The organism is Brevundimonas sp. EU05-FHT14B11 (assembly GCF_058790835.1).
On record NZ_JBYTCY010000001.1, the window covers coordinates 1,042,331 to 1,064,508 of the forward strand.

Consider the following 22,178-nt stretch of genomic DNA (forward strand, 5'->3'; position numbering starts at 1 on the left):
CCTCTGCGGCATGAGCCACGTCGAACACTCCATCCCGCTGCCCGAGGACCCGCTCTCGGACCGGCACAAGCTGGGCTGGGGGCTGGCCGCGCTGGTGGTGGCCGGGAACATGATCGGCTCGGGTCTGTACCTGCTGCCCGTCAGCCTGGCCTCGACCGGCAGTTCCAGCCTGATCGGCTGGCTGGTGGCGGCCGTGGGCGCGGCGACGCTGGCGCTGGTGTTCGGGGCGCTGGGCCGGGTCGCGCCGAAGGCCGACGGCCTGTCGGGCTTCGCCGAGCTGGGGCTGGGCCGGTTCGCGGGCTTTCAGGTCTCGCTGGCCTTCTGGATGGCCTGCCTGATCGGCAATGTCGCGGTGGCCGTGGCCGCCACGGGCTATCTGGGTTTCTTCTGGCCGATGCTGAAGAACCCGGTCGCGGCGACATTGTGCAATCTGGGCCTGATCTGGATCGCGACCCTGGCCTACATCATCGGCGCCCGCACGGCCTCGTGGCTGGCGGCCGTGGCGCTGGTGGTGGGCCTGATTCCCATCGGCATCGCCGTCGCGGCGGGCGTCGCCGCCTTCGATCCGGCGGTCTTCGCGGCCTCATGGAGCCCGTCGGGCGAGCCGTTGCTGAAGACCGTGCCCGCCTCGCTGGCCATCATCTTCTGGGCCTATCTGGGCGTGGAAAGCGCCGCGGCCCTGTCCCACCGGGTGCGTCATCCGGCCGTCGACGTGCGGCGCGCTTCGGTCGCCGGCGCCCTTCTGGCCACACTGGTCTATGTCAGCGCGACGGTCGCCGTGTTCGGCGTGATTCCCGTGGCCCAGCTGGCCCATTCGACCAGTCCCTACGCCGACCTGGCCGGGCGGGTGTTCGGCGCCTCGATCGCCGGAATCGTCGCGGTCTGCGCGATCACCAAGACCCTGGGCACCATCGGCGGCTGGACGATGATGGGCGGCGAGACGGCGCGCGCCGCGGCGCAGCAGGGCTATCTGCCCTCGGGCTTCGGCTCGCCGACCAGGACGCCGATCGTCACCCCTCTGCTGGGCGCGGCCTTCATGAGCGTGATCGCCATCCTGTCGGGCCAGCCGACGCTGGGTAAGCAGTTCGGCATGCTGGTGGGCGTCACCTCAGTCCTGAGCCTAACCATCTACGCCGTCTGCGCGCTGTCGCTGTTCCGGTTGGCGAAGACGCCCGGCGCGCGTTCCATCGCCGTTCTGGGCATGGTGTTCGCCGTCGCCGCCGTGGCCGCCGCGGCGCCCGGATACATCCTGCCGACGGCGGGTTTCGTCGCCCTGATGACCGCCGCATGGTTCGTGTTTCTGAGAAAGTCCGGATCGCGCGTTGACCCTGAGGGTCAGGGGGCCTAACCACCCCGCCGTTTGTTCGCCGGATTACGGCCTTACGGAGCGCGCCATGACCCAGACCCTTCTTCCCGGAGTCACAGGCGTTCTGGCGCTGGCTGACGGCACGATCTTCCAAGGCGTCGGCTGCGGCGCGACCGGCTCGGCGCTGGGCGAGGTGGTCTTCAACACCGCCATGACCGGCTATCAGGAAATCCTGACCGACCCGTCCTACATGAGCCAGATCCTGGCCTTCACCTTCCCGCACGTCGGCAACGTCGGGGTGAACGTCGAGGACATCGAACAGATCGGCGGCGGCTCGGACACCTCGGCCAAGGGCGCGATCTTCCGCGACGTCCCGACGGATCCGGCCAACTACCGCGCCGAAAGCGATTTCGACGGCTGGATGAAGCGCCGCGGCGTCGTCGGCCTGGCCGGCGTCGACACCCGCGCCCTGACCGCCCGCATCCGCGACACCGGCGCGCCGCATGCCGTGATCGCCCACGATCCGGACGGAAACTTCGATCTCGACGCCCTGGTCGCCGAGGCCAAGGCCTGGACCGGCCTGGTCGGCCTGGACCTGGCCAAACCCGCCTCGACCCTGCAGGCGTTCGAGTGGGACGAGGGGCTGTGGGAATGGCCGGAAGGCCATCCGCGGGTCGACGCCGCCGACAAGACGGTGGTGGTCATCGACTACGGCGTGAAGCGCAACATCCTGCGGGCGCTGGCCTCGACGGGCGCGAAGATCACCGTGGTCCCGGCCACGACGACGGCGGAAGAGGTCCTGGCCCGCAATCCGGACGGCGTCGTTCTGTCGAACGGTCCGGGCGATCCGGCCGCGACGGGCGTCTATGCGGTGCCGGAGATCAAGAAGCTGGTCGACAGCGGCAAGCCGGTGTTCGGCATCTGCCTGGGCCACCAGATGCTGGCGCTGGCTCTGGGCGCCAAGACCGTGAAGATGGACCAGGGCCACCACGGCGCGAACCATCCGGTGAAGGACCTGACGACCGGCAAGGTCGAGATCGTGTCCATGAACCACGGCTTCACCGTTGATCGCGACAGCCTGCCCGACGCGGTCGAGGAGACCCACGTCAGCCTGTTCGACGGCACCAACTGCGGCATCGCCCTGAAGAACCGTCCTGTGTTCAGCGTCCAGCACCACCCGGAAGCCTCGCCGGGACCGACCGACAGCCTCTATCTGTTCCAGCGCTTCGCGGATTCGATGAAGTAGGGAATTCTCCCTCCCCTCCTGGGGAGGGTGGACCGCGCAGCGGGACGGGTTGGGAACCGAGCGCTCTGATACGAACCCCACCCTGTCGCCGCTGATGCGACGACATCCCTCCCCACGAGGGGGAGGGAGAGTTTTGTCACTCCAGTCCGAACCGAACGGCGACGCTGACCAGGGCGTCCTCGCCGTCGTGCGAGCGCAGCAGCACCGAGACGTAGCGGACCTGTCCCAGCGGGCGGCCCGAGGCGGCGGCGATGGTCTCGGCCTGGGCGCGGGCGCGGACGATGGCGTCGGCGGTGGCGGCGTTCCACACGGCCTCACCCGGATCGCGGGCCGTATCCAGCCCCATCAGCGACAGGAAGGGCTGCATCTGGCCCAGGTTCATGCCGTTCAGGCTGTCGTCCAGATCGGTCACCCCGGCGTCCACCAGCGCGTCGACGAAGGCGGGCAGGCGGGTTTCGTTGGGGCGGACGATCTTGACCTGGACCGAGGCGGTGACGGTGCGGGCAGGGGGCGCCTCTTCAGCCGCATCGCCCGCGGCGTCCACAGCGACAGCCGCTTCGGCGGCGGCCTCGGCCACGGCGGCGGCGTCCATGGCCCCGGCGTAGGCGGAGGCCTCGGTCCAACCGGTCCCCTCGGAGATGGAATAGGTCGTGGTCCCGACCTCGATGGCGACGTCGAAATTGTTGGCGGCCGAGCGGACCCGGTCCAGCTGGGCGTTGCGGTCGGCGACGGCTTCGGCGGCGGTCTTGCCCTCGCCCTTGATGGTCAGGGTCATCGGCAGGGCGCCGGCGTCCGGCAGGGGCGCGCGACCCTGGGCGGTGACGAAGACGCCCGGCCCGCCGGCCATGGACTCCGCCATGCTCTGGCCGAACTGATCGACGGCGGCGGCGACAGGCCCCGCGATGTCCTGGGCGGCGACAGGCGTGGCGATCAGGACGGCGGCGACGGCGGCGATGACGGTCTTCATGGCTGGTTCCCCCTCAGCGTTGCCGGAGAGAACACCGGCGCGGCGACGGCGCCTAGCCCTGGCAGCGAGGCGAGACGCGTCGCCGCAGGTCAGGGCAGGGGGAGGAAGCCGGTGGCTTCCCGCAGGGCGCTGGCCTTGCGCACGGCGACCGGTGCGGCGTGCAGCCAGTAGTCGGCGTCCTCGGGACGGTTGTTCCGGCGTCTCTCGAGCCCGCGCATCCGCCGGAGCGCGGCGTTCTGCAGCAATCGGGCATGCAGGGCGCGCGGCGAGGCGGAGGGGATGGCGGGGGAACCGGGGACGGCGACGGCGTCGGGGCCTTCGGGCTCCACCGCCGGGCGGGCGATGGCGATGAACATGGGCGGCTTTCAATCCGGGCGGCCCCGCAGCGTCCGCTGCGAAACCGGCGGGTCCCGTCCCGTTTCTGGGACGGTTGCGTGGTTAATCCACAAGGCCTGTGGATTGTTCCCGAAAATTGTGCTTTGAATCAGCCTCTTAGCGTCGCCATTTTGCCTTCTTGGTTAACGAAAGGTAAATCGCCCCGTTTGGCTGAGTCGCGCGCTATAAGGCGACCGTGCGCTTTGACGAACGCTTCATCGAGGAACTGAAGGCCCGCCTTCGCCCGTCCGACATCATCGGACGGTCGGTGAAACTCAAGCGTCAGGGACGCGAATACGTCGGCCTGTCGCCCTTCTCGAAGGAGAAGTCGCCGTCCTTCTTCGTCAACGACGACAAGGGCTTCTTCCACGACTTCAGCTCCGGCAAGCACGGCGACGTCATCAGCTTCCTGCAGGAGACCGAGCGGCTCAGCTTCGTCGAGGCCGTGCAGCGGCTGGCGGCGGAGGCCGGGATGCAGCTGCCCGCCGAGGACCCGCAGGCGCAGGAGCGCGAGCAGAAGCGGCAGGGGCTGAACGACTGGATGGACCTGGCCCAGAAATGGTTCGCGGCCAATCTGCGCCGATCGACGGGCAAGGCGGCGCGCGAATATCTGGAGAAACGCGGCCTGCCCGAGGACCAGTGGGAGCGCTTCGGCCTCGGCTATGCGCCGAACGACCGCGAGGGGCTGAAGCAGGCCCTGGTCCAGCGCGGCGCCAAGCCGGGCGATCTGGTCGAGGCCGGGATGCTGATCTCGCCCGAGGGCGGCGGCCAGCCCTACGACCGGTTCCGCGACCGGCTGATGTTCCCCATCCTCGACGCCCGGGGACGGATCGTCAGCTTCGGCGGGCGCGCGATGAACCCGGACGACCGGGCCAAATATCTGAACGGTCCCGAGAGCCCGCTCTTCCACAAGGGCGCGACCCTGTACGGCCTGCCTGAGGCGCGCCGCATCCTGGGCGCCGAGTCCCGGGGCGAGCAGGGCATCGTCGTGGTCGAGGGCTATATGGACGTGATCGCCTGCCAGCGGGCGGGCATCCCGGCCGTGGCGCCGATGGGCACGGCCCTGACCGAAGAACAGATGGAGCGGTTGTGGCGCGTGTCGGCCGAGCCGGTGCTCTGCTTCGACGGCGACGCGGCGGGACGGCGGGCGGCCTATCGCGCCATCGACCGGGCCCTGCCGCAGCTGAAGCCCGGCCGCTCGTTCCGCTTCGCCCTGCTGGAAGGCGGCCAGGATCCGGACGACATCCTGCGCGACCGCGGCGCCCCGGCCCTGCGGCAGGCGCTGGCGATGACCAAACCGTTCGCCGAGGTGCTGTTCCAGAAGGAGGCCGAGGCCGAGCCGCTGGACTCGCCCGAGCGCCGGGCCGGTTTCAAGGGCCGGCTGCGCCAGCAGGCCTCAGCCATCCAGGACAAGGATCTGGCCGAACAGTACCGCCGCGACATGTTCGAGCGGTTCGATGCGGCCTTCCCCTCGCGCCGTCCGCCGCAGGGTCAGCAGGGCTACGGGCAGGGCTCATATGGAAAGGGTCGTTTCGGCGGTCCGCCGCCCAAGCTGGGTCAGACCGTGGAGGGCGCCCAGGCCATGCAGTCGCTGAGCCGCGCCATCGAACCCGTCGCCGCCGCCCTGGCCCACGGCGCCATCGACGACCCCGAACGAATGGACGACCATCTGGAGGCGATCGCCTCCCACGGCTTCGGCGATCCGTCGCTGGATGGATTGGCGCAGGAGATGGTTCGATTGCGCTTCTCGGGTCAGGACCTTGACTCTGCGGCGCTCCGTCGCCATCTGGCGCAATCGGGTCATGACGTCTTAATGCGTGAGGTCGAGAAGGCGGCGGCAAAGTCCGGCGCGCCTTTCCTGGCTGCAGACAAGCCCCTCGGCGAGACGAGGATCCGATGGTCGCAGGCGTTTGACGCGTTAACCCGTGTCGCCGCCTTGGAAGACGCCCTGTCTTCGGCGCGTAGCGTGCCGGGGCAGGACGAGGCGTTTCGCCGGCTGAAGGCCGAGCGGGATGCGTTGCGTCGCGCGATCAAGACCGGAGAAATTTGGGAAGACAGTTCGAGTTCGTAACCAAACGAGCTCGCCACACGTTGTATTGGCGGCGGGCCTGATCAGCCCTCCCCGCGGAGAAGAGACTGAATGAGCGCCCAGACCGAGACGCAGGAAGCCGAAGTTCAGAGCGACGGCCCGCTGCTCGACCTTACCGACGCCGGCGTCAAGAAATTCATCAAGCAAGCCAAGGCCAAGGGCTATGTGACGATGGAGGAACTGAACAAGGTCCTCCCGTCCGAAGAGGTGACCCCCGACGCGATCGAGGACACCCTGGCCATGCTCAGCGAGATGGGCGTCAACGTCGTTGAGGCCGAGGAAGACGCCGAGCAGAAGGAAGGCGAGGGCGGCGAAGTCGCCGAGCGCGCCGAGACCAACGTCGCCGAGACGCCGGCCAAGGCCGCCTATGACCGCACCGACGACCCCGTGCGCATGTATCTGCGCGAGATGGGTTCGGTCGAGCTGCTGAGCCGCGAGGGCGAAATCGCCATCGCCAAGCGGATCGAAGCCGGCCGCGACGCCATGATCTCGGGTCTGTGCGAAAGCGCCCTGACCTTCGAAGCCATCATGGTGTGGCGCGACGAGCTGGCCAACAACCGCATCCTGCTGCGCGAGGTCATCGACCTGGACGCCACCTACGGCGTGCTGAATCCCTCGTCCCTGCCGCACAACCAGCCGCCGGCTGGCGAGGCCGTTGAGGAAGAGGTCGAGGAAAAGGCTGAAGGCGAAGAGAAGCCGGAATCCGACGACGACGACGAGGATTTCGACGACGGCGGCGGCATGTCGATCTCGGCGCTGGAAGCCGAGCTGCGCGACGGCGTCATGGAAGTGCTGGACGCCATCGCGTCGGACTTCGGCGGCTTCCGCAAGCTGCAGGACAAGCTGGTCGAGGCCCGTCTGAAGGGCGAGATCCTGACGGCCAAGGACCAGAAGGCCTACGACACCCTGACGGCGACCATCTCGGGCCGCCTGAAGACGATGAAGCTGAACAACAACCGCATCGAGGCGCTGGTTGAGCAGCTGTACGCGATCAACAAGCGGCTGATGGGGCTGGAAGGTCGCCTGCTGCGCCTGGCCGACAGCTACGGCATCTCGCGTCCCGAGTTCCTGAAGGCCTACTTCACCAAGGAACTGGATCCGAACTGGGCCGAGAACGTCAAGGAAATGGGCGTCCGCTGGACCAAGTTCAGCGACAATGAATCCGGCCAGATCGCCCAGATCCGCGCCGACGTCGCCGCCGTGGCGACCGAGGCCGGCCTGCCGATCGACGACTACCGCCGCATTGTCCAGACGGTCCAGAAGGGCGAGCGCGAAGCCCGTCAGGCCAAGAAGGAAATGGTCGAGGCCAACCTGCGCCTCGTGATCTCCATCGCCAAGAAGTACACCAACCGCGGCCTGCAGTTCCTGGACCTGATCCAGGAGGGCAACATCGGCCTGATGAAGGCGGTCGACAAGTTCGAGTACCGCCGCGGCTACAAGTTCTCGACCTACGCCACCTGGTGGATCCGTCAGGCGATCACCCGCTCGATCGCCGACCAGGCGCGGACCATCCGCATCCCGGTGCACATGATCGAGACGATCAACAAGATCGTCCGCACCAGCCGCCAGATGCTGCACGAGATCGGCCGCGAGCCGACCCCGGAAGAGCTGGCCGAAAAGCTGGCCATGCCGCTGGAGAAGGTCCGCAAGGTCCTGAAGATCGCCAAGGAGCCGATCTCGCTGGAGACCCCCATCGGCGACGAGGAAGACTCGCACCTGGGCGACTTCATCGAGGACAAGAACGCCGTCCTGCCGATCGACGCCGCCATCCAGTCGAACCTGCGCGAAACCACGACCCGTGTCCTGGCCTCGCTGACCCCGCGTGAGGAACGCGTCCTGCGGATGCGCTTCGGCATCGGCATGAACACCGACCACACTCTGGAAGAGGTCGGCCAGCAGTTCAGCGTGACCCGCGAGCGGATCCGCCAGATCGAGGCCAAGGCGCTGCGCAAGCTGAAGCACCCGAGCCGGTCGCGGAAGCTGCGGTCCTTCCTGGACAGTTGAGATTGACGAAGGGGCGGTTCGAAAGAGCCGCCCCTTTTTCTGGCCCCGCATGAGCCGCAAGCACGTCAATCTGGGCCGCGCGCCCGCCAAGGCCGACCTGCCGACCAAGGCCTGCGCCGCCTGCGGCCTGCCGTTCAGCTGGCGCAGGAAGTGGGCGCGGGACTGGGATCAGGTGAAGTTCTGCTCGGACCGCTGCCGGGATCAGGGTCGCGGGTTGGTGATCCCCAGCGGCGGCAAATCACCCTAGACTCCGGCGCCATGCGCTCCCTTCCGCTCGCCCTGACCGCCCTCGTCCTGCTGGCGAGCTGCAGCCCGATGATGCCCGAGCCCCGACGCACGCCGACGCCCTATCCGGCCGCGCCGTCCCGCACCGAGGCGCCGCTGGTGGGGGCCCTGATTGATCAGCCGATCGGCGGCGGCACCCGCTCGGCCGTGATCCGCGAAAGCGCCGACCTGAGCCAGTGCGTGGCCCAGCTGACGGCGGCGCGGGTGACCTTCCGGCCCGTGCCGGACAAGGGCGATCCCCAGGCCTGCGGACTGGTCGCGGGCGGGGTTCTCGGCCCCGACCTGGGCACGGTGGCGCGGACGCAGCCGGGGGACATCGAGATGACCTGCCGCACCGCCTTGGCGCTCAGCGTCTGGCGGCGGCAGTCGCTCGAGCCGGCGGCGCGCGAAATCCTGGGCTCGGACGTGGTCCAGATCGACCACATGGGCGCCTACGCCTGTCGCAACGTGAACAACGGTGGCGTCAGCACCCGGATCAGCGCCCATTCGCAGGCGGCGGCGCTGGATTTCGCGGGGGTGCGGTTGCGCGACGGGCGGCGGATCAGCGTCAAGGACCGCTGGTTCGGCGGCGACGAGGCCGAGCAGCGGTTCCTGCGCCGCATCCGCGACGACGCCTGCCGCATCTTCGGCACCACGCTCAGCCCCGACTACAACGCCGTGCACGCCGACCACCTCCACCTTGAGGCGACCGACACGCAGTTCTGCCGGTAGGCGACGGTAGCGTCCTCACGACACGAGGGGACGCTACCGCAGGGCGTCTCAGTTCTCCGCGATGACGTCGAAGCCGGCGAAGATCATGCGCTTGCCGTCAAACGGCGGCTCGTCCCCGCCCATCATGCGCTCGTCCTGCATCAGCTTTTCCCAGCCCGCGTCGCGGGTCGCCTTGTCGGGCCAGGTGATCCAGCCGACGGCGACGGTTTCGCCGTCCTGCAGGGCGACGGCGCGTTTGAAGTCCGTAACCTTGCCGTCGGGCACGTCCTCGCCCCAGGTCTCGGTGACCGACAGGGCGCCCTGTTCGCGGAAGAGGGGCGACATCACTGTGGAGTGCTTGAGGTAGGCGTCCTTCTTGGCGGTCGGCACGGGGATGACGGTGATGTCGAGGAAGGGCATGTCTCTCTCCTGGGGTTTTGAGCGCGGCGGGCGGCGCTTCTTTCTTGCGCCGGCGTCTTGCGGCTTGAGAAACCTGACTCGGAATGTTATTAAACGCAAGCATGAAGTTAGAAAAGATAACTAAGCAGACGCCGCGGCGTTACGAGGACGCCTGCGGGACCGCGCACGCGCTGGATCTGGTCGGCGAACGCTGGGCGCTGCTGGTGATGCGCGAGCTGATGCTGGGCCCCAAGCGGTTCGGAGACCTGAAGGCTGGCCTGCCGGGGCTGAGCGCGAATGTGCTGACGCAGCGGCTGGAGGGGCTGGAGGCCGTCGGGCTGCTCGTGAAGCGCCGTCTGCCGCCGCCCGCCTCGGTGCAGGTCTACGAGTTGACCGACTGGGGCCGGGAGGCCGAGCCGATCGTCGGTGCGCTGGGCAAATGGGCGGCGCGGTCGCCGATGCATGACCCGACCCTGCCGCTGAGCTCCGTCTCCATGATGCTGTCGCTGAAGACGATGTTCGACGCCGACAAGGCGGGCGACGTCTGCCTGTCGATCGGCTTCCGTTTCGGCCCGGAAGAGTTCGTCGTGACGGTTGCGGATGGCGTGCTGACCGCGGAACGGGGCGTGGCGGGGACGGCGCAGGTCGTGCTGACCGCGCGGCCGTCGGACGTGGCGGCGATGGTCTACGGCTTTCGGGCGCTGGACGACCTGCGGGCTTCGGGCGAGGTGGTCGTGGAGGGGGATCCGGCGGTGTTCGAGCGATTTACGGACTTCTTCGAACTGCCGCCCAAGGCCGGCGCCTGACCTTCAGACCGCTGTTCGGCAAGTGGACTTGGACGCCTGGTCGCGCCATGCTCGGCGCCTCGCGGAGTCGTCGCCATGGTCAGTCTGGCTCATCTGAAACGCCGTCTGGGACAGTACGCCGCCTTGTGGGTGGGGGGCTTCCTGCTGGCGGGGGCGGGTGTCTGGCTGGCGGCGGTGTTCGTGGACCTGATCGACGCGGCGGACCTGGTGCTGCCGGCGGTGATGGTCGGGGTGGTGCTGGGCCTCGGAGGGGGCGTGATCACCAGCCTGCTGTCGCGCGAGACCCTGGGGACCAAGCTGGCGGTGCTGGTCCTGGCGGCTGTGCTGGCCCTGCCGCTGCTGTGGGCGCCGGTGTCGGCTGCGGTGGCCATCGCCTTCTTCGCCGACCGGTCCATCGAATATTCGCAGGCCTACGCCGCCTTCCAGATCGGGGTGGCGCGGCTGCTGTTCCCGATCAGCGAGGCCATCGGCGACGGCGACCTGTTCGGCTGGGTGTGGACGGCGTTCCAGTGGATTTCGAGCGTGGTCGGCTTCTTCTCGGCCCTGGCCAACATCTGGCCGATGATCCGGCGGCTGTTCGGGCCGGAGCCCGCCGAGGTCTAGGCCAGAATGTCCAGCAGCCCGCCATACATCTCATCGGCGGTCTTCAGTACGGCGACATTGGCCTTCAGCGCGATTTCGGCCTCGATGCGCTCGACGCTTTCGCCAGCCAGATCGTCCAAAGGCGCGCGGGCGGTGCGTTCCGCGCTGGCGGCGAAGCGGGCCGTGGCGTCGGCGACGCCCGAGGCGGCGATGGCGAAGGCCTGCATAGAGATGCTCCTGTCGAGGCCGCCATCATGAGGGGCAAGGCCTTACCCGGCGGCTGACAGGGATGGTGAACGGGCGGCGCTTGACCCCACGGCGTTCCGGGCGGAACCTTCGCCCCCATGACCAGCCAGCCCGCCCCCGGCGAACGCTACCAGTCGTTCAGCCAGTTCTATCCCCACTACATCCACGAGCACTCCAACCGGACGTGCCGGCGGATCCACATCGTGGGCAGCGCCCTGGTGCTGGGGATACTGGTGTTTTCGGTGGCGACGCTGAACCCATGGTGGCTGCTGCTGATGCCGGTGGTCGGCTACGGCTTCGCCTGGGTGGGCCATTTCTTCTTCGAGAAGAACCGGCCGGCGACCTTCACATATCCGCTGTGGAGCCTGATGGGCGACTGGCGGATGTTCTTCGAGACGGTCTCCGGCAAGCGGAAGTTCTAAAAGAGGAACGCCCCGGCGCGCTCAAGGCCGCCGCCGCCAGCCTGCGTCATAGGCCTGGCGGACGGACGGGGACATGGCCCACATCAGCTGCACCCGCATGGTGGCCGGACAGTATCGCGCATTCGCACGCCGGTGGTGGGGCGTGACCACTTCGGCGTGGTCGCGGCAATAGTCGGCGGCGGCGCGGGCGACGCGACCGACCAGTTCGTCCTGATCCGCCGGTCGGCGCAGGTTCAGGTCACCGTAGACGAAGCGGGCCTGCGGGGCGGGCGCGTCGTCGTGGGCCAGGGCGGCGGTGGCGGGGCAGGCGGCGAGCAGCAGCCCGCAAACGATGGCGAGGGATCGCATCGGGTATCTCCGGTTTGGGGGGAAGATCCTGCCGTCAGGCAAGGGGGTGGCGTGACGCCGTGGAAGCGGCGCGGACGAAGGGGATCAGGGAGCGGGCATCAGGTCAGTCGGACATCACGTCGGCGGCCTGCCGTTCAAGATCGTCGGCCTGCCGGCGGAGGGCGGAGGCGTCGTTTCGAAGGTTGACGGCGTGATCGGCCGCCTCCTGCGGCTGGGACCGATCCAGCTCGATCCGTGCGGCTTCCGCGTCCATCCGGGCGGCCTGGTCGCGCGTTCGTCCGGCCCCCTCGCGCAGGCCGGCGGCGAGTCCCTCGCGGGCCTGCGGCGGAGCGGCGGGCATCACGAGCGGGACGGGAAGAGGCAGGGCGGCGCCGGCCTCTACACCCACGGGGATATTGGCGTTCACCGGCAGATCCATGCCCATCTGCGCCGACAGGGCGAGCAGACCCTGCAGCTCGGCGGCCATCTCACGCTCCTCCTCCTCCGACATGGGTTTCAGGGTGGCGGGATCGCGGGCGGCCAGATCGCGGGCCTGCGCGCGCAAACTCGCGGCTTCCGCCCTCAGCGCGTTGGCCTCCTCGAGCATTTCGGCGCGTTCCTCCGGCTCGGGGACCAGATGAACCCGCCGGCTGATCTGGTCCGCGCCGGCCTCCAGGGTGCGAGCGCCGGCCTCGAACATCTCCAGCCCGCGATCACGCTGGCGGATCAGGACGGCGAGGGTGTCCGGGGTCAGGGGCGTCGCCGGGTTCGCGTCGGAAGGAGCCGTGAGGCCCTGGGGCAGCAGGGCGACGACGGCCGCGGCGGTGGTGGGAGCGGCGGAAGCGGCGGGGCCAGACATCGGAGCGGCGGCGGGACGCAGGGGCGCGGGCAGGGCTTCGGGCGTCCACTCCAGCGCCGCCAACGGACCGGCCATGCCGATGAAGGCGACAGCGGCCACGGCGGTCGACCACGGACGACCCTTGCCGCGAGAAGACGCATCCAGGATGGCGGCGACCCGGCGCGCCAGGTCGCTGGCGGTCGGTCCCGCCATGCCCAGCGCGGCGTGCGGGCGTGCGCTCCGGGCCATGGCGACCAGGGCACCCGCGTAATCGGTCCGGCCGATGCGGCGCACGGCCCAGGCGTCGGCGGCGTGCTCGGACTGGCGCGCCAGTTCCTTCTGAAGGAGCCAGACGAAGGGGTTGAACCACTGCACGGCGACGACGGCGTGCGACAGCATCAGGAACAGCCAGTCGTAATGGCGGATATGGCCCATTTCGTGCGTCAGCACGGCGTCGGCGCGCTCAGGTCGCGACAGCGTTTCTTCATCGATCAGGATGACGCCGCGCGGCCAGCTCCAGCTCAGCGGCGAAGCGATGCGCGACGAGACTTTCAGGCGTGGCCGCCGGCCGCCGGCGACGGCGCGGTCCAGCGCCGCGCGCCAGGCCGGATCGCTTACCGGATCGGCGCGGCGGGTCCACAGGGTCAGCGCGGCCACCCCGCCCAGCAGGCGCAGCAGCAGGACGCCGACGCCTGCCGCCCAGACGGCGCCGAGCATGGCGAGCGGGGTGATGCGGTGCGGAGGCGCGGCGCGCGCCGACGCCACCGCAGCGGCGGGGCGGGGCGGAGCGGCGGTGGCGATGGAAGGGAGAGGGGCAGGCGCTGGGGCGACGGCGGGAGCGGCGGCCGATGCGGGCTCGAGGCGAGCGAGGGCGGGGGTCTGGATCCGCAGGGCCGGAACGACGGTCGTCAGCAGGGGCAGGGCCAGGACGACCACCACGCCGAGCCGCAGCAGGGCCACGCGCTCGGCGGCCGGGCGGGATCGCAGCAGGGCCGCGGCGGCGAGGACGGCGGCGGCGACCACCCCGGACTTCCACGCCAGGTCGAACAGGACGGCGGCGCTCACAGCCCCCGCTCCCGCGCCTGATCTATGGCCTTCTGAAGGGCGTCGAGTTCTTCGTCCTTCAGGCTTTCCGCCATCCCGAGCAGGGCGGTGGCGGCGCTGGCGGCGGAGCCGTCGAAGAAGGTGCGGACCAGCCGCTGCAGCGCGCCCTCGGCGACCGAGGACGCCGCGGGCGCGGGCGCATAGACATAGGCCTGGTTGACCGTGCGGTGGACGATCAGCCCCTTGGCGACCAGCCGACCCAGCAGGGTGCGAACGGCGGAGTCGCTGGGCGGATCGCTGAGGCCGGCGCGGACGGCGCTGGCCGTGGCGGACTCCAGCCCGCACAGCACCTCGAACACCTCGCGCTCACGGCGGGGCAGGGACTCGATCACGGCGACCTCCTGTACTCTGCTACATATGTAGCATGTTACAGGTGTAGCAGGGAGTCACATTAAATCGGTGTCAGGTCGGCCCGGCGTGTCTAGTTGGACGCGCCGGTGGTGCGGGCCGAGGCGGCCATCAGCGGAGCACGGCTGGGGGCGGCGTCCCACGAAGGCGGGCAGCCGTCGAAACGGCCGGCGTCGGCGATGGTCAGGGTGCGCATGTTCAGGCGCATGGCCTGCTGCATCGAACCGCGGCCGTGGCCGGTATACAGGTCGATCTTCTGGCCCTTGATCGCGCCGCCGGTGTCGGAGGCGTACCAGTAGCCGTCGTGGATGGTGCCGTCGGCCAAGCGCAGGCCGACCGTCTCGCGGATGAACAGCACGCTGCGGCGCGGGATGTAGCGGGGGTCGACGGCGACAGTGCGCATGGCGACCGGACGGCAGCCGAGGCTGTCGTTGCCCGTCGCGCCGCCGCCGCCCGCGTGATAGAGGCGCGCCGAGGCGCTCCAGCGGGCGTCGCCGTCCATCAGGGCCTGTTGTTCGGAGGTCAGCTCGACCACGGCGCCGTCGTTGGAACCTTCATGGGTCGCGGAGGTTTCCTCAGCGCCCCACGATTGCGACGACGCCGCTTCGTAGGAGACCGGATCTTCCGTGACGTCCGCCTGGGCGGGGAAGGCCATCGCCCAAAGCAGGGCGAACGCGGCGGCAGTGCCGAGCATGAACAGACTCGCGGAATCACCGGCCCCGACTTGTCCGGCGAGGGGCTTTTCGTTTCCAATTGTGTCAAAAGACAGACATTCGCGCCCAGGTGCGACCTCCTGTCCGGATCGCCCGTGGATAAGTGGGGCTTCTGGATGGTTAAGCGCAACCGGGCTTGGCTGATGATGACAAGTCTGTAAGCTGTATTCGCAGGTTACAAACTCTTTGCTGGTGAACGATGCTTACTGTCTATGGCGATATTCGTTCCGGCAACTGTTTGAAGGTCAAGTGGTTGCTCGACTGGTTGCGGCGTGATTATCGCTGGGTCGAAACTGATGTCACAACCGGTGTGACCCGATCTCCACAGTTTTTGGCCCTGAACCCGGCGGGACAGACGCCGACGATTGTATTGGAGGACGGTCGGGCGCTGGCGCAGTCGAACGCCATACTTGTCCACATGGGCGAGGGGACGGCGCTGATCCCCGCCGATCCCTACGACCGGGCCAGGATGTTCGAATGGCTGTTCTGGGAACAGTACAGCCACGAGCCCTATATCGCCGTCGTCCGGTTCCAGCGCGCCCTCGCGGGCAAAGGCGCGGACGAGATCGAGCCGCGCCTGATCGAGCGCGGCCAGGCGGCCCTTGCCCGGATGGAGGCGGGGCTGGCCGGGCGCGACTGGCTGGCGGGCGAGGCGGCTTCGCTCGCCGACCTGGCGCTGGTCGCCTACACGCGAGTGGCGCACGAGGGCGATTTCGATCTGTCAGCCTATCCGGCGGTCAGGGCGTGGGTCGGACGGACCGAGGCGGCGTTCGGGATCGCCTGACCCCTACTGCCGCGGTTGGGGCCGGCCGCCTTCGACCCAGTCGGGCTTGAAGTCGCTGGAGGCGAGCCAGCGCATGGGCTCGACCAGGGACTGGATCGCCCGGGTCATGAACGGGATGTCCAGGTTGGCGATGGTGTCGTCGGCCGTATGGTAGCTCGGGATGGTGGCCCAACCGGACACGGTGTGGGCGACCACGCCCTGCAGGGCCAGCTGATAGTTGTCCGAGCGCTCGAAGAAATGCTGGTCCGGATAGATGTCCGGCGCGATCAGGGCGCCGCGCTCCTTCAGGGCCGGGCCGAAATTGGAGCGCTCGAAGCCGGTGATCATCATGACGCCGGCGGGCATGTTGGGGTCCTGCTGGCCGATCATCTCGATCTCGAGATTGGCGACGATGTCCGAAATCGGCACCGGCGGGTTGCGGGCGAACCAGAGGGAGCCGAGCAGGCCCATCTCCTCGGCGCCGTAGCAGACGAACAGGATGCTGCGCTTCGGCTGCTCGCCGCCGGCCAGGGTGCGGGCCAGTTCCAGCACGGCGGCGACCCCGGAGGCGTCGTCGTTGGCGCCGTGCATGATGACGCCGTCGCGGACGCCGAGGTGGTCCAGGTGGGCCGAGATCATGATCACGCCCGCCGACGGGTCCGAGCCCTGAAGCCAGCCGATGGCGTTGGTGGTGATGCGTTCGGCGCCTTCGGGAGCGATGACTTCCCAGCGCGCGCGGCGGCTGGGCGGGATGGGCTCGCGGCGGACGACGCCGGCGGTCTGCAGATAGCTGCTCATGCCCGGCGCGGGCTTGAGGCCGTATTCGGCGAAGCGGGCCGCCACATAGGCGGCGGCGACGGCCTCGTCCGGCGTCGCGCTGCCGCGGCCGCGCAGGGCGTCGCCCGCGAGGAAGGCCTCGTGCGCCTCGACCCGGGCCTGATCGACGACCAGGGGCGCCGGCGCCGCGGCGGGCGCCGCAACGGTCTGGGCCTGGGCGGCGGTGGCGAGGGCGATCAGGCCGGCGGCCAGCAACAGGGAACGTTTGAACACGACGGACCTCACAACAGGGATGACCAGCGTTAGGGCGGGCGCGAGGCTGCGGTCAAGCTGGTGCCGCAAGAAGCCGCTGGACGCCGCCGCGAGGGCGATCTAACGCGGTCACATCCACAATCCGGACCTTGCCCCATGAAGCGTTTCGCCCTCGCCGCCGCCGCCGTCTGCGTGCTGGCCGCCGTCGCCGTTCCCGCCGCTGTGCAGGCGTGGGGCAACACCGGCCACCGGCTGATCGGGATCGCCGCGGTGCGCGCCCTGCCGGACGACATGCCCGCCTTCCTGCGCACGCCGGGCGCGGCGGCCGACATCGGCGAACTGGCGCGCGAGCCGGACCGCTGGAAGGGCGGCGGCCAGCCGCACGACCGCGAGCGGGACACGGCCCACTTCGTGGACATGGACGACAACGGCTTCATCATGAGCGCCGCGGGCCCGTCGATCGACGCCCTGCCGCGCCTGAAGTCGGAATACGACGCCGCCCTCACGACCGCCGGCCTGGACGTCAATGACGCGGGCTACCTGCCGTATGCCATCTGGGACGGCTATCAGAACCTGGTGCGCGACTTCGCCTACTGGCGCGTGCTGAACGCCCAGGAGGCGCGCGAGACCGATCCGGCGAGGAAGGAGTGGTACCGCGTCGATCGCGAGCGCCGCGAGGCCCTGATCCTGCGCGACATGGGCGTGCTGGGCCACTACATCGGCGACGGCTCCCAGCCCCACCACACCACCATCCACTACAACGGCTGGGACCGGAACACGCCCAACCCCGAAGGCTTCACCACCTCGCGCCAGACGCACAGCCTGTTCGAGGGCGCCTTCACCGCCAAGGTCGCCCGTCTGGACGCCATCGAGGCCGCGATGACCGCGCCCCAGCTTGACGGCTTCGACCTGCGCGCGCGGGTGCCCGTCTATCTGCGGGCGACGCTGGGCCAGGTGACGCCCTTCTACCGCCTGGAGAAAGCCGGGGGCTTCGGCGACGGCGACGCGCGGGGAGCCGAGTTCACCATCGCCCGACTGGCCGCCGGCGCCTCGGAGCTGCGCGACTTCTACATCCTCGCCTGGCGCGACTCGGCCGATGACTCGATTGGCTGGCCGGCGGTGAAGGTGGCCGAGGTCGAGGCCGGGACGGCCGACCCGTGGCTGGCTATGATCGGCGAGGACTGAGGGTTTCGCCCGACGGCCTGCGGGGGTAGGGACGGCCCATGCCCGACCTGACCCCGCCCGTCGTCATCCTCGACAAGTCCCAGCTGGCCGACAACATCGGCGCCGTCGCCCGGGTGATGGCCAATTTCGGCCTGAGCGAACTGCGCCTCGTCAGCCCGCGCGACGGCTGGCCGCAGGAGCGGGCCTGGGCCACGGCCTCGGGCGCCGACTGGGTGCTGGACGAGGTCAAGGTGTTCGACAGCGTGGCTGAGGCGGTCGCGGATCTGAACACCGTCTTCTCGACCACGGCCCGCCCGCGCGAGACGCGGATGCCGGTGCGCACGCCGCGCGAGTCGGCGCGCATCCTGTACGACGACACCGCCTCGGGCCTGAAGACGGGCCTGCTGTTCGGTGGCGAGCGGGCGGGGCTGGAGACGACCGACATCGCCCTGACCGCCGGCATCACCACCATCCCGATCGATCCGAAGCACCATTCGCTGAACCTGGCGCAGGCGGTGGCGATCAACGCCTATGAGTGGCGCACCCTGATCCTGGACGCCCCGCCGCCGCGCTTCCGCGAGATCGACCCGCCGGCGTCGAACGAACTGCTGATCGGGATGTACGAACATTTCGAGGCGGAGCTGGAGGCCGGCGGCTTCTTCTTCCCGCCCGAGAAGAAGCGGTCGATGAGCCAGAACCTGCGCGTCATGCTGGGCCGCTCGGCCTTCAGCGAGCAGGAGGTCGCCACCTTCCGAGGCGCCATCCACGCCCTGGCCAAGGGGCGCGGCCGGGTGCTGGCCAAGATGGCGGAGGCGCGGGCCGCGGCGGACCGGAAGGCCGCCGAGGAGTGAAGGCGCTGTGGATCTATCCGCTGGCGGCGCTGGCGGAGATCGCGGGCTGTTTCGCCTTCTGGGCCTGGTTGAAGCTGGACCGTTCGCCGCTGTGGCTGATCCCCGGCGTGGCCTTTCTGATCGCCTTCGCCTGGCTGCTGACCCTCGTGCCGGCGGCGGCGGCGGGACGGGCGTTCGCCGCCTATGGCGGGGTCTATATCTGCGCCTCGCTGATCTGGATGGCGATGGTCGAGAAAAGTCCTCCGGACCGCTGGGACCTGATCGGCGGCGCGGTCTGTCTGGCCGGGGCCGGGATCATCATGTTCGCGCCCAGAGGCTGAGGTCGGGGGCTGGAGGCCGCCGCAAAAACGCCTGTTTACGGTGGAGCTTGGACGGCATGTTGAACCGTCGCCTCGTCCTTGGGTCCGCCGCCGCCCTGCTGGCCGGCTCCACCTTCGCCTCACGCGCGCTCGCGGGCGACGCCGATGAGGCGACGCTGCGCGCCCTGGCGGCCGAAACCGGCTTCACCGGCGTGCTGATGACCGGCCGAGCGGGGCGAGCCGAGCAGACTATCACCCTGGGGATGCACGACGTCGAGGCGGGGGTCCCGACGCGGGCGGACGGCGTCTACTGCCTGGCCTCGATCTCCAAATGGCTGACGGCGACGGCGGTGCTGAAGCTGGTGGACCAGGGCGGCCTGTCGCTGGAGGCGCCGATCACGACCTGGCTGCCGGAGTACCGGGCGGACACCGGGGCGAAGCTGACCCTGACCCACCTGCTGTCGAACACCAGCGGCGTGCCGGCCCTCCTGGGCGACGTCATGCGGGCCGATCCGTCGTTGCGGACGCGGGTTATCCCGACCGAGGAGGCGCTGCGCCTGTTCTGCCAGGGCGACCTGAAGTTCGAGCCGGGCGCCCAGTTCGACTACGCCTTCACCAACTGGATCATCGTCCTGGGCATCGTCGAGCGGGTGACCGGGCAGGCCTTCCCGGACGCCATCCGGACCCTGCTGCTGGAGCCGCTGGGCCTGAACGAGATCCGCGGCGACGACGCCTTCATCGAGACGCCGCGCACGGCGGTGTCCTACCGCACGCTGGAGCCCCTGGTGCGCCAGCCCAATGAGCGAATGCCGATGATGCTGGCTGCGGGCGGCTATTACGGGACCGCCGCCGACCTGCTGAAGGCCGCGCATGGGGTGTTCGACGGCGACTTGCTGTCCACGGATTCGCAGCGCCGGTTGAGGACCGTCATCGCCACGGGCGACGACTACGCGCTGGGTGGGCGGGTGCGGACTCTGATGATCGACGGACAGGCGCGCCCGGCGGCCTGGAACACGGGCAGCACGGTGGGTTATCGCGCCTTGCTGGCGCACCGGTTCGACGATGGGCGCACGCTGGTGATCCTCAACAACACCAGCCTGCCCAATCCCGTGCGCGGCCGGCTCGGCGACGCCGTCTTCGGAGCCTCGCCGCCGGCCTGAGACGGGTCACGCGGTTGATCCCGCAAATCGGTTCCTGTAGGAGCCGCCTCGTTGGGGAGTAGCCGCCGGCGACGTTCAGCCGGGATCGCGTCAACACACTCGTAGCCTTCGATCCGAGGATTGGGGACTCGTGGTGCGATCAGCGGACCGAGTGTCCGCCTGGCGAGACCAGCGTGCTTCGCGGGCCCCTACCGGCAGGGTCGCGAACGCGCTGTCTCGTGCGCCCGGCGGATTCGTTCTCATGACCCCTCTTTCCATCGCGGTGCTGTCGCTCAGCATGTCGACGGACGCCTTCGCCGCCGCCGTGGGGCGCGGCGCGGCCCATCGCCCCCCTTTGGCCACGGCCGTCCGCAACGGCCTGGTCTTCGGCGTGATCGAGGCGATCACCCCGCTGATCGGCTGGTCTCTGGGCCTGATCGCCGCCGGCTTCGTCGAACAGGTCGATCACTGGATCGCCTTCGGCCTGCTGGGGGCGGTGGGCGCCAAGATGCTGTGGGAGGCCTTCCAGCCCGTCGACGATGAAGACGGCGGCGCGAGGGCGGCGCGCAACGGCGTTCTGGCCCTGGTCGCCACCGCCATCGGCACCTCGATCGACGCGGCCGCGGTGGGCGTGGGCCTGGCCTTCATCGGCGCCAACATCTGGATCATCGCCGCGAGCATCGGCTTCACCACCTTCGTGGCGACGACCATCGGCATGCTGATCGGCAAGGCCGTGGGCGCGCGGATGGGCAAGGCGGCCGAGTTCCTGGGCGGGGTGGCGCTCATCGTGATCGGCGCCTCGATCCTGGCCGAACACATGGGCTGGCTGGCCTAGCCCAGCAGCCGGTCCACGAAGGCGGGCACGGTCCGGGTCGCCGGACCATAGAGGACCTCGTCGAAGCTGCGGGCGCCGTGGGACGGGTCGAGATTGATCTCGACCGTGCGGGCGCGGGCGCGTCGGGCGTCCTGGACGAAGCCGGCGGCGGGATAGACCGCGCCCGATGTGCCGATGGAGACGAACAGATCGCAGTCCGCGATGGCCGCTTCGATCCGCTCCATGCGCAGCGGCATTTCGCCGAACCAGACGATGTGCGGGCGCAGCCGGCCTTCGCTGCTGAACGGACTGTCGTGGCGCGGGTCGAGGTCGTCGGGGCAGTCGATGACCGCGCCGGTGGCGGTGCAGTGCGCCTTCAGCAATTCGCCGTGCATGTGGATCAGCTCGAAGCCGGGGCCGGGCGGCTGCAAGGCATGGGCGCGGTCATGCAGGTCGTCGACGTTTTGGGTCACCAGCAGGAAGTCGCCCTCCCATCGCGCGGCCAGTTCGGCGAGCGCGTGGTGGGCGAGGTTGGGCTGAACCTCGGCCAGCTGGCGGCGGCGTTTGTTGTAGAAGTCCTGCACCAGGGCGGGGTCGCGGGCGAAGGCTTCAGGCGTGGCGACATCCTCGATCCGATGTCCCATCCACAGACCGTCGTCGGCGCGGAAGGTCGGGACACCGCTCTCGGCCGATATGCCGGCGCCGGTGAGGATGACGAGGTTTCCAGAAGCCATGGGTCTTCATAGCATCGACGGGGTCGGCCCCGCAGCGCGCGGCGTCGTCCGGATGGCGGCCCGGCGCCGCCGCCATCCGGACTGGGCCGCTAGCAGTTCAGGGGAACGAAGACCTCGTGCTCGGTGATCCAGGCATAGGGCTCGCCCGGGCCGGGGTAGGGGCCGTGGCGGACTCCATTGCATTCGACGATCTGGTACCCGGCCAGCTGGGTGTGGGCTTCATCCCAGTACCAGTAGGTCGTGCCGGCGTAGATGATGGGATCGCTGACGGCGACGGCGGGCGCGACACCGGCCGACAGACACAGGGCGGCGGCCATGGCCGCAACGGCGCTTCCAAGTTTCACGGTCGTCTCTCCAAGGGTGGTTTCAGACCTTGGGACTGTCGTTTCTTTTCGGCGCGACGGCAACCTTTGCTTGTGGTTTTCGGGCGTCTCACAACCTTCGGAGATTTTCTCGGTCGCGAGAGGTTGAAGTCCGTCCAGCGCCGAACGCCCAAATGGACACTCCGGAGTTTGCTTCCACCCATGCAGGCAGGGTGAGCTTCCGCCGGGCGCGTGCGGTCGTGCGACCGGCTTTGACGCATCCCTCCGCTACAGTCCTCCGGACGTCCCGGACGAGCGTGAGCGATGTCAAGTACG

26 protein-coding genes are annotated in these 22,178 nt (G+C 69.3%); 15 read left to right on the plus strand and 11 right to left on the minus strand.

Going from position 1 to position 22,178, the window contains the following annotated elements; genetic code table 11:
• Positions 1 to 10: 10 nt before the first annotated feature.
• Positions 11 to 1,348 (plus strand): amino acid permease, encoded by a 1,338-nt coding sequence (locus AC3WRV_RS05125; RefSeq protein WP_492312394.1) that lies wholly within the window; start codon positions 11 to 13, stop codon positions 1,346 to 1,348.
• A 46-nt stretch (positions 1,349 to 1,394) separates the two neighbouring features.
• Positions 1,395 to 2,552, plus strand: coding sequence for a glutamine-hydrolyzing carbamoyl-phosphate synthase small subunit (gene carA, locus AC3WRV_RS05130; RefSeq protein WP_492312395.1), 1,158 nt, complete (start codon positions 1,395 to 1,397; stop codon positions 2,550 to 2,552).
• 136 nt (positions 2,553 to 2,688) lie between these two features.
• On the opposite strand, the gene AC3WRV_RS05135 is transcribed toward carA, so the two are convergent.
• Both AC3WRV_RS05135 and AC3WRV_RS05140 read right to left on the minus strand, forming a co-directional pair.
• Positions 2,689 to 3,519 carry an SIMPL domain-containing protein gene (locus tag AC3WRV_RS05135; RefSeq protein ID WP_492312396.1) on the minus strand — a complete coding sequence of 277 codons (831 nt, stop codon included), beginning with the start codon at positions 3,517 to 3,519 and terminating at the stop codon, positions 2,689 to 2,691.
• 89 nt (positions 3,520 to 3,608) lie between these two features.
• Positions 3,609 to 3,875 carry a hypothetical protein gene (locus tag AC3WRV_RS05140; RefSeq protein WP_492312397.1) on the minus strand — a complete coding sequence of 89 codons (267 nt, stop codon included), beginning with the start codon at positions 3,873 to 3,875 and terminating at the stop codon, positions 3,609 to 3,611.
• A 215-nt stretch (positions 3,876 to 4,090) separates the two neighbouring features.
• Between AC3WRV_RS05140 and dnaG the strand changes: the two genes are divergently transcribed.
• From dnaG to AC3WRV_RS05160, 4 genes are all read left to right on the plus strand, one after another.
• Positions 4,091 to 5,965: a DNA primase gene (gene dnaG / locus AC3WRV_RS05145; protein WP_492312398.1), complete on the plus strand. Its 1,875-nt coding sequence runs from the start codon at positions 4,091 to 4,093 to the stop codon at positions 5,963 to 5,965.
• 69 nt (positions 5,966 to 6,034) lie between these two features.
• A complete protein-coding gene (gene rpoD, locus AC3WRV_RS05150; RefSeq protein ID WP_291836624.1) occupies positions 6,035 to 7,987 on the plus strand; it encodes an RNA polymerase sigma factor RpoD in 1,953 nt (650 codons plus the stop codon).
• A 49-nt stretch (positions 7,988 to 8,036) separates the two neighbouring features.
• A complete protein-coding gene (locus tag AC3WRV_RS05155; protein WP_492312399.1) occupies positions 8,037 to 8,234 on the plus strand; it encodes a DUF2256 domain-containing protein in 198 nt (65 codons plus the stop codon).
• Between the two features lie 11 nt (positions 8,235 to 8,245).
• Positions 8,246 to 8,983: an extensin family protein gene (locus AC3WRV_RS05160; RefSeq protein WP_492312400.1), complete on the plus strand. Its 738-nt coding sequence runs from the start codon at positions 8,246 to 8,248 to the stop codon at positions 8,981 to 8,983.
• A 48-nt stretch (positions 8,984 to 9,031) separates the two neighbouring features.
• Here the strand turns inward: AC3WRV_RS05160 and AC3WRV_RS05165 are convergent, their stop codons facing one another.
• Positions 9,032 to 9,382: a DUF1428 domain-containing protein gene (locus AC3WRV_RS05165; RefSeq protein ID WP_291836619.1), complete on the minus strand. Its 351-nt coding sequence runs from the start codon at positions 9,380 to 9,382 to the stop codon at positions 9,032 to 9,034.
• Positions 9,383 to 9,483: 101 nt separating this feature from the next.
• Between AC3WRV_RS05165 and AC3WRV_RS05170 the strand changes: the two genes are divergently transcribed.
• Positions 9,484 to 10,167 (plus strand): winged helix-turn-helix transcriptional regulator, encoded by a 684-nt coding sequence (locus AC3WRV_RS05170; protein WP_492312401.1) that lies wholly within the window; start codon positions 9,484 to 9,486, stop codon positions 10,165 to 10,167.
• A 75-nt stretch (positions 10,168 to 10,242) separates the two neighbouring features.
• A complete protein-coding gene (locus AC3WRV_RS05175) occupies positions 10,243 to 10,770 on the plus strand; it encodes a hypothetical protein (protein WP_492312402.1) in 528 nt (175 codons plus the stop codon).
• Here the strand turns inward: AC3WRV_RS05175 and AC3WRV_RS05180 are convergent.
• Positions 10,767 to 10,976, minus strand: coding sequence for a flagellar hook protein FlgE (locus AC3WRV_RS05180; RefSeq protein WP_291836610.1), 210 nt, complete (start codon positions 10,974 to 10,976; stop codon positions 10,767 to 10,769). The two genes, AC3WRV_RS05175 and AC3WRV_RS05180, sit on opposite strands and share 4 nt — an antisense overlap.
• A gap of 117 nt (positions 10,977 to 11,093) precedes the next feature.
• Here AC3WRV_RS05180 and AC3WRV_RS05185 point away from each other — a divergent pair, with 117 nt between their 5' ends.
• Positions 11,094 to 11,417 (plus strand): Mpo1-like protein, encoded by a 324-nt coding sequence (locus AC3WRV_RS05185; RefSeq protein ID WP_492312403.1) that lies wholly within the window; start codon positions 11,094 to 11,096, stop codon positions 11,415 to 11,417.
• 21 nt (positions 11,418 to 11,438) lie between these two features.
• Here AC3WRV_RS05185 and AC3WRV_RS05190 read toward each other — a convergent pair whose 3' ends face one another.
• The 4 genes from AC3WRV_RS05190 to AC3WRV_RS05205 all read right to left on the minus strand — a co-directional run bounded on the left by AC3WRV_RS05190 (position 11,439) and on the right by AC3WRV_RS05205 (position 14,728).
• Positions 11,439 to 11,765, minus strand: a complete 327-nt coding sequence (locus AC3WRV_RS05190) for a UrcA family protein (protein ID WP_492312404.1) — start codon at positions 11,763 to 11,765, stop codon at positions 11,439 to 11,441.
• A 103-nt stretch (positions 11,766 to 11,868) separates the two neighbouring features.
• Positions 11,869 to 13,647: a M56 family metallopeptidase gene (locus tag AC3WRV_RS05195; RefSeq protein ID WP_492312405.1), complete on the minus strand. Its 1,779-nt coding sequence runs from the start codon at positions 13,645 to 13,647 to the stop codon at positions 11,869 to 11,871.
• The gene (locus tag AC3WRV_RS05200; protein WP_492312406.1) at positions 13,644 to 14,018 is read right to left on the minus strand and encodes a BlaI/MecI/CopY family transcriptional regulator; all 375 of its coding nucleotides are present in this window, start codon (positions 14,016 to 14,018) and stop codon (positions 13,644 to 13,646) included. Before AC3WRV_RS05200 ends, AC3WRV_RS05195 begins: the two co-directional genes overlap by 4 nt.
• A gap of 89 nt (positions 14,019 to 14,107) precedes the next feature.
• Positions 14,108 to 14,728: a 3D domain-containing protein gene (locus AC3WRV_RS05205; protein ID WP_492312407.1), complete on the minus strand. Its 621-nt coding sequence runs from the start codon at positions 14,726 to 14,728 to the stop codon at positions 14,108 to 14,110.
• Between the two features lie 218 nt (positions 14,729 to 14,946).
• Between AC3WRV_RS05205 and AC3WRV_RS05210 the strand changes: the two genes are divergently transcribed.
• Positions 14,947 to 15,531 carry a glutathione S-transferase family protein gene (locus AC3WRV_RS05210; RefSeq protein ID WP_492312408.1) on the plus strand — a complete coding sequence of 195 codons (585 nt, stop codon included), beginning with the start codon at positions 14,947 to 14,949 and terminating at the stop codon, positions 15,529 to 15,531.
• Positions 15,532 to 15,534: 3 nt separating this feature from the next.
• On the opposite strand, the gene AC3WRV_RS05215 is transcribed toward AC3WRV_RS05210, so the two are convergent.
• Positions 15,535 to 16,560: a M28 family metallopeptidase gene (locus AC3WRV_RS05215; RefSeq protein ID WP_492312409.1), complete on the minus strand. Its 1,026-nt coding sequence runs from the start codon at positions 16,558 to 16,560 to the stop codon at positions 15,535 to 15,537.
• Between the two features lie 135 nt (positions 16,561 to 16,695).
• On the opposite strand from AC3WRV_RS05215, the gene AC3WRV_RS05220 reads away from it, so the two are divergent.
• The 5 genes from AC3WRV_RS05220 to AC3WRV_RS05240 all read left to right on the plus strand — a co-directional run bounded on the left by AC3WRV_RS05220 (position 16,696) and on the right by AC3WRV_RS05240 (position 20,827).
• Complete coding sequence (locus AC3WRV_RS05220; protein ID WP_492312410.1) at positions 16,696 to 17,724, plus strand: phospholipase C/P1 nuclease family protein; 1,029 nt, start codon at positions 16,696 to 16,698, stop codon at positions 17,722 to 17,724.
• Positions 17,725 to 17,762: 38 nt separating this feature from the next.
• The gene (locus AC3WRV_RS05225; protein ID WP_492312411.1) at positions 17,763 to 18,554 is read left to right on the plus strand and encodes an RNA methyltransferase; all 792 of its coding nucleotides are present in this window, start codon (positions 17,763 to 17,765) and stop codon (positions 18,552 to 18,554) included.
• Positions 18,551 to 18,874, plus strand: coding sequence for a YnfA family protein (locus AC3WRV_RS05230; protein ID WP_492312412.1), 324 nt, complete (start codon positions 18,551 to 18,553; stop codon positions 18,872 to 18,874). Before AC3WRV_RS05225 ends, AC3WRV_RS05230 begins: the two co-directional genes overlap by 4 nt.
• Positions 18,875 to 18,930: 56 nt before the next feature.
• Positions 18,931 to 20,013, plus strand: coding sequence for a serine hydrolase domain-containing protein (locus tag AC3WRV_RS05235; protein WP_492312413.1), 1,083 nt, complete (start codon positions 18,931 to 18,933; stop codon positions 20,011 to 20,013).
• A gap of 241 nt (positions 20,014 to 20,254) precedes the next feature.
• Positions 20,255 to 20,827: a manganese efflux pump MntP gene (locus AC3WRV_RS05240; protein WP_492312414.1), complete on the plus strand. Its 573-nt coding sequence runs from the start codon at positions 20,255 to 20,257 to the stop codon at positions 20,825 to 20,827.
• Here the strand turns inward: AC3WRV_RS05240 and AC3WRV_RS05245 are convergent.
• Both AC3WRV_RS05245 and AC3WRV_RS05250 read right to left on the minus strand, forming a co-directional pair.
• On the minus strand, positions 20,824 to 21,540 hold the full coding sequence (locus AC3WRV_RS05245) for an NAD-dependent deacylase (RefSeq protein ID WP_492312415.1): 717 nt from the start codon (positions 21,538 to 21,540) through the stop codon (positions 20,824 to 20,826). The genes AC3WRV_RS05240 and AC3WRV_RS05245 overlap by 4 nt on opposite strands.
• An 89-nt stretch (positions 21,541 to 21,629) precedes the next feature.
• Positions 21,630 to 21,884: a hypothetical protein gene (locus tag AC3WRV_RS05250; protein ID WP_492312416.1), complete on the minus strand. Its 255-nt coding sequence runs from the start codon at positions 21,882 to 21,884 to the stop codon at positions 21,630 to 21,632.
• Between the last annotated feature and the right edge of the window lie 294 nt (positions 21,885 to 22,178).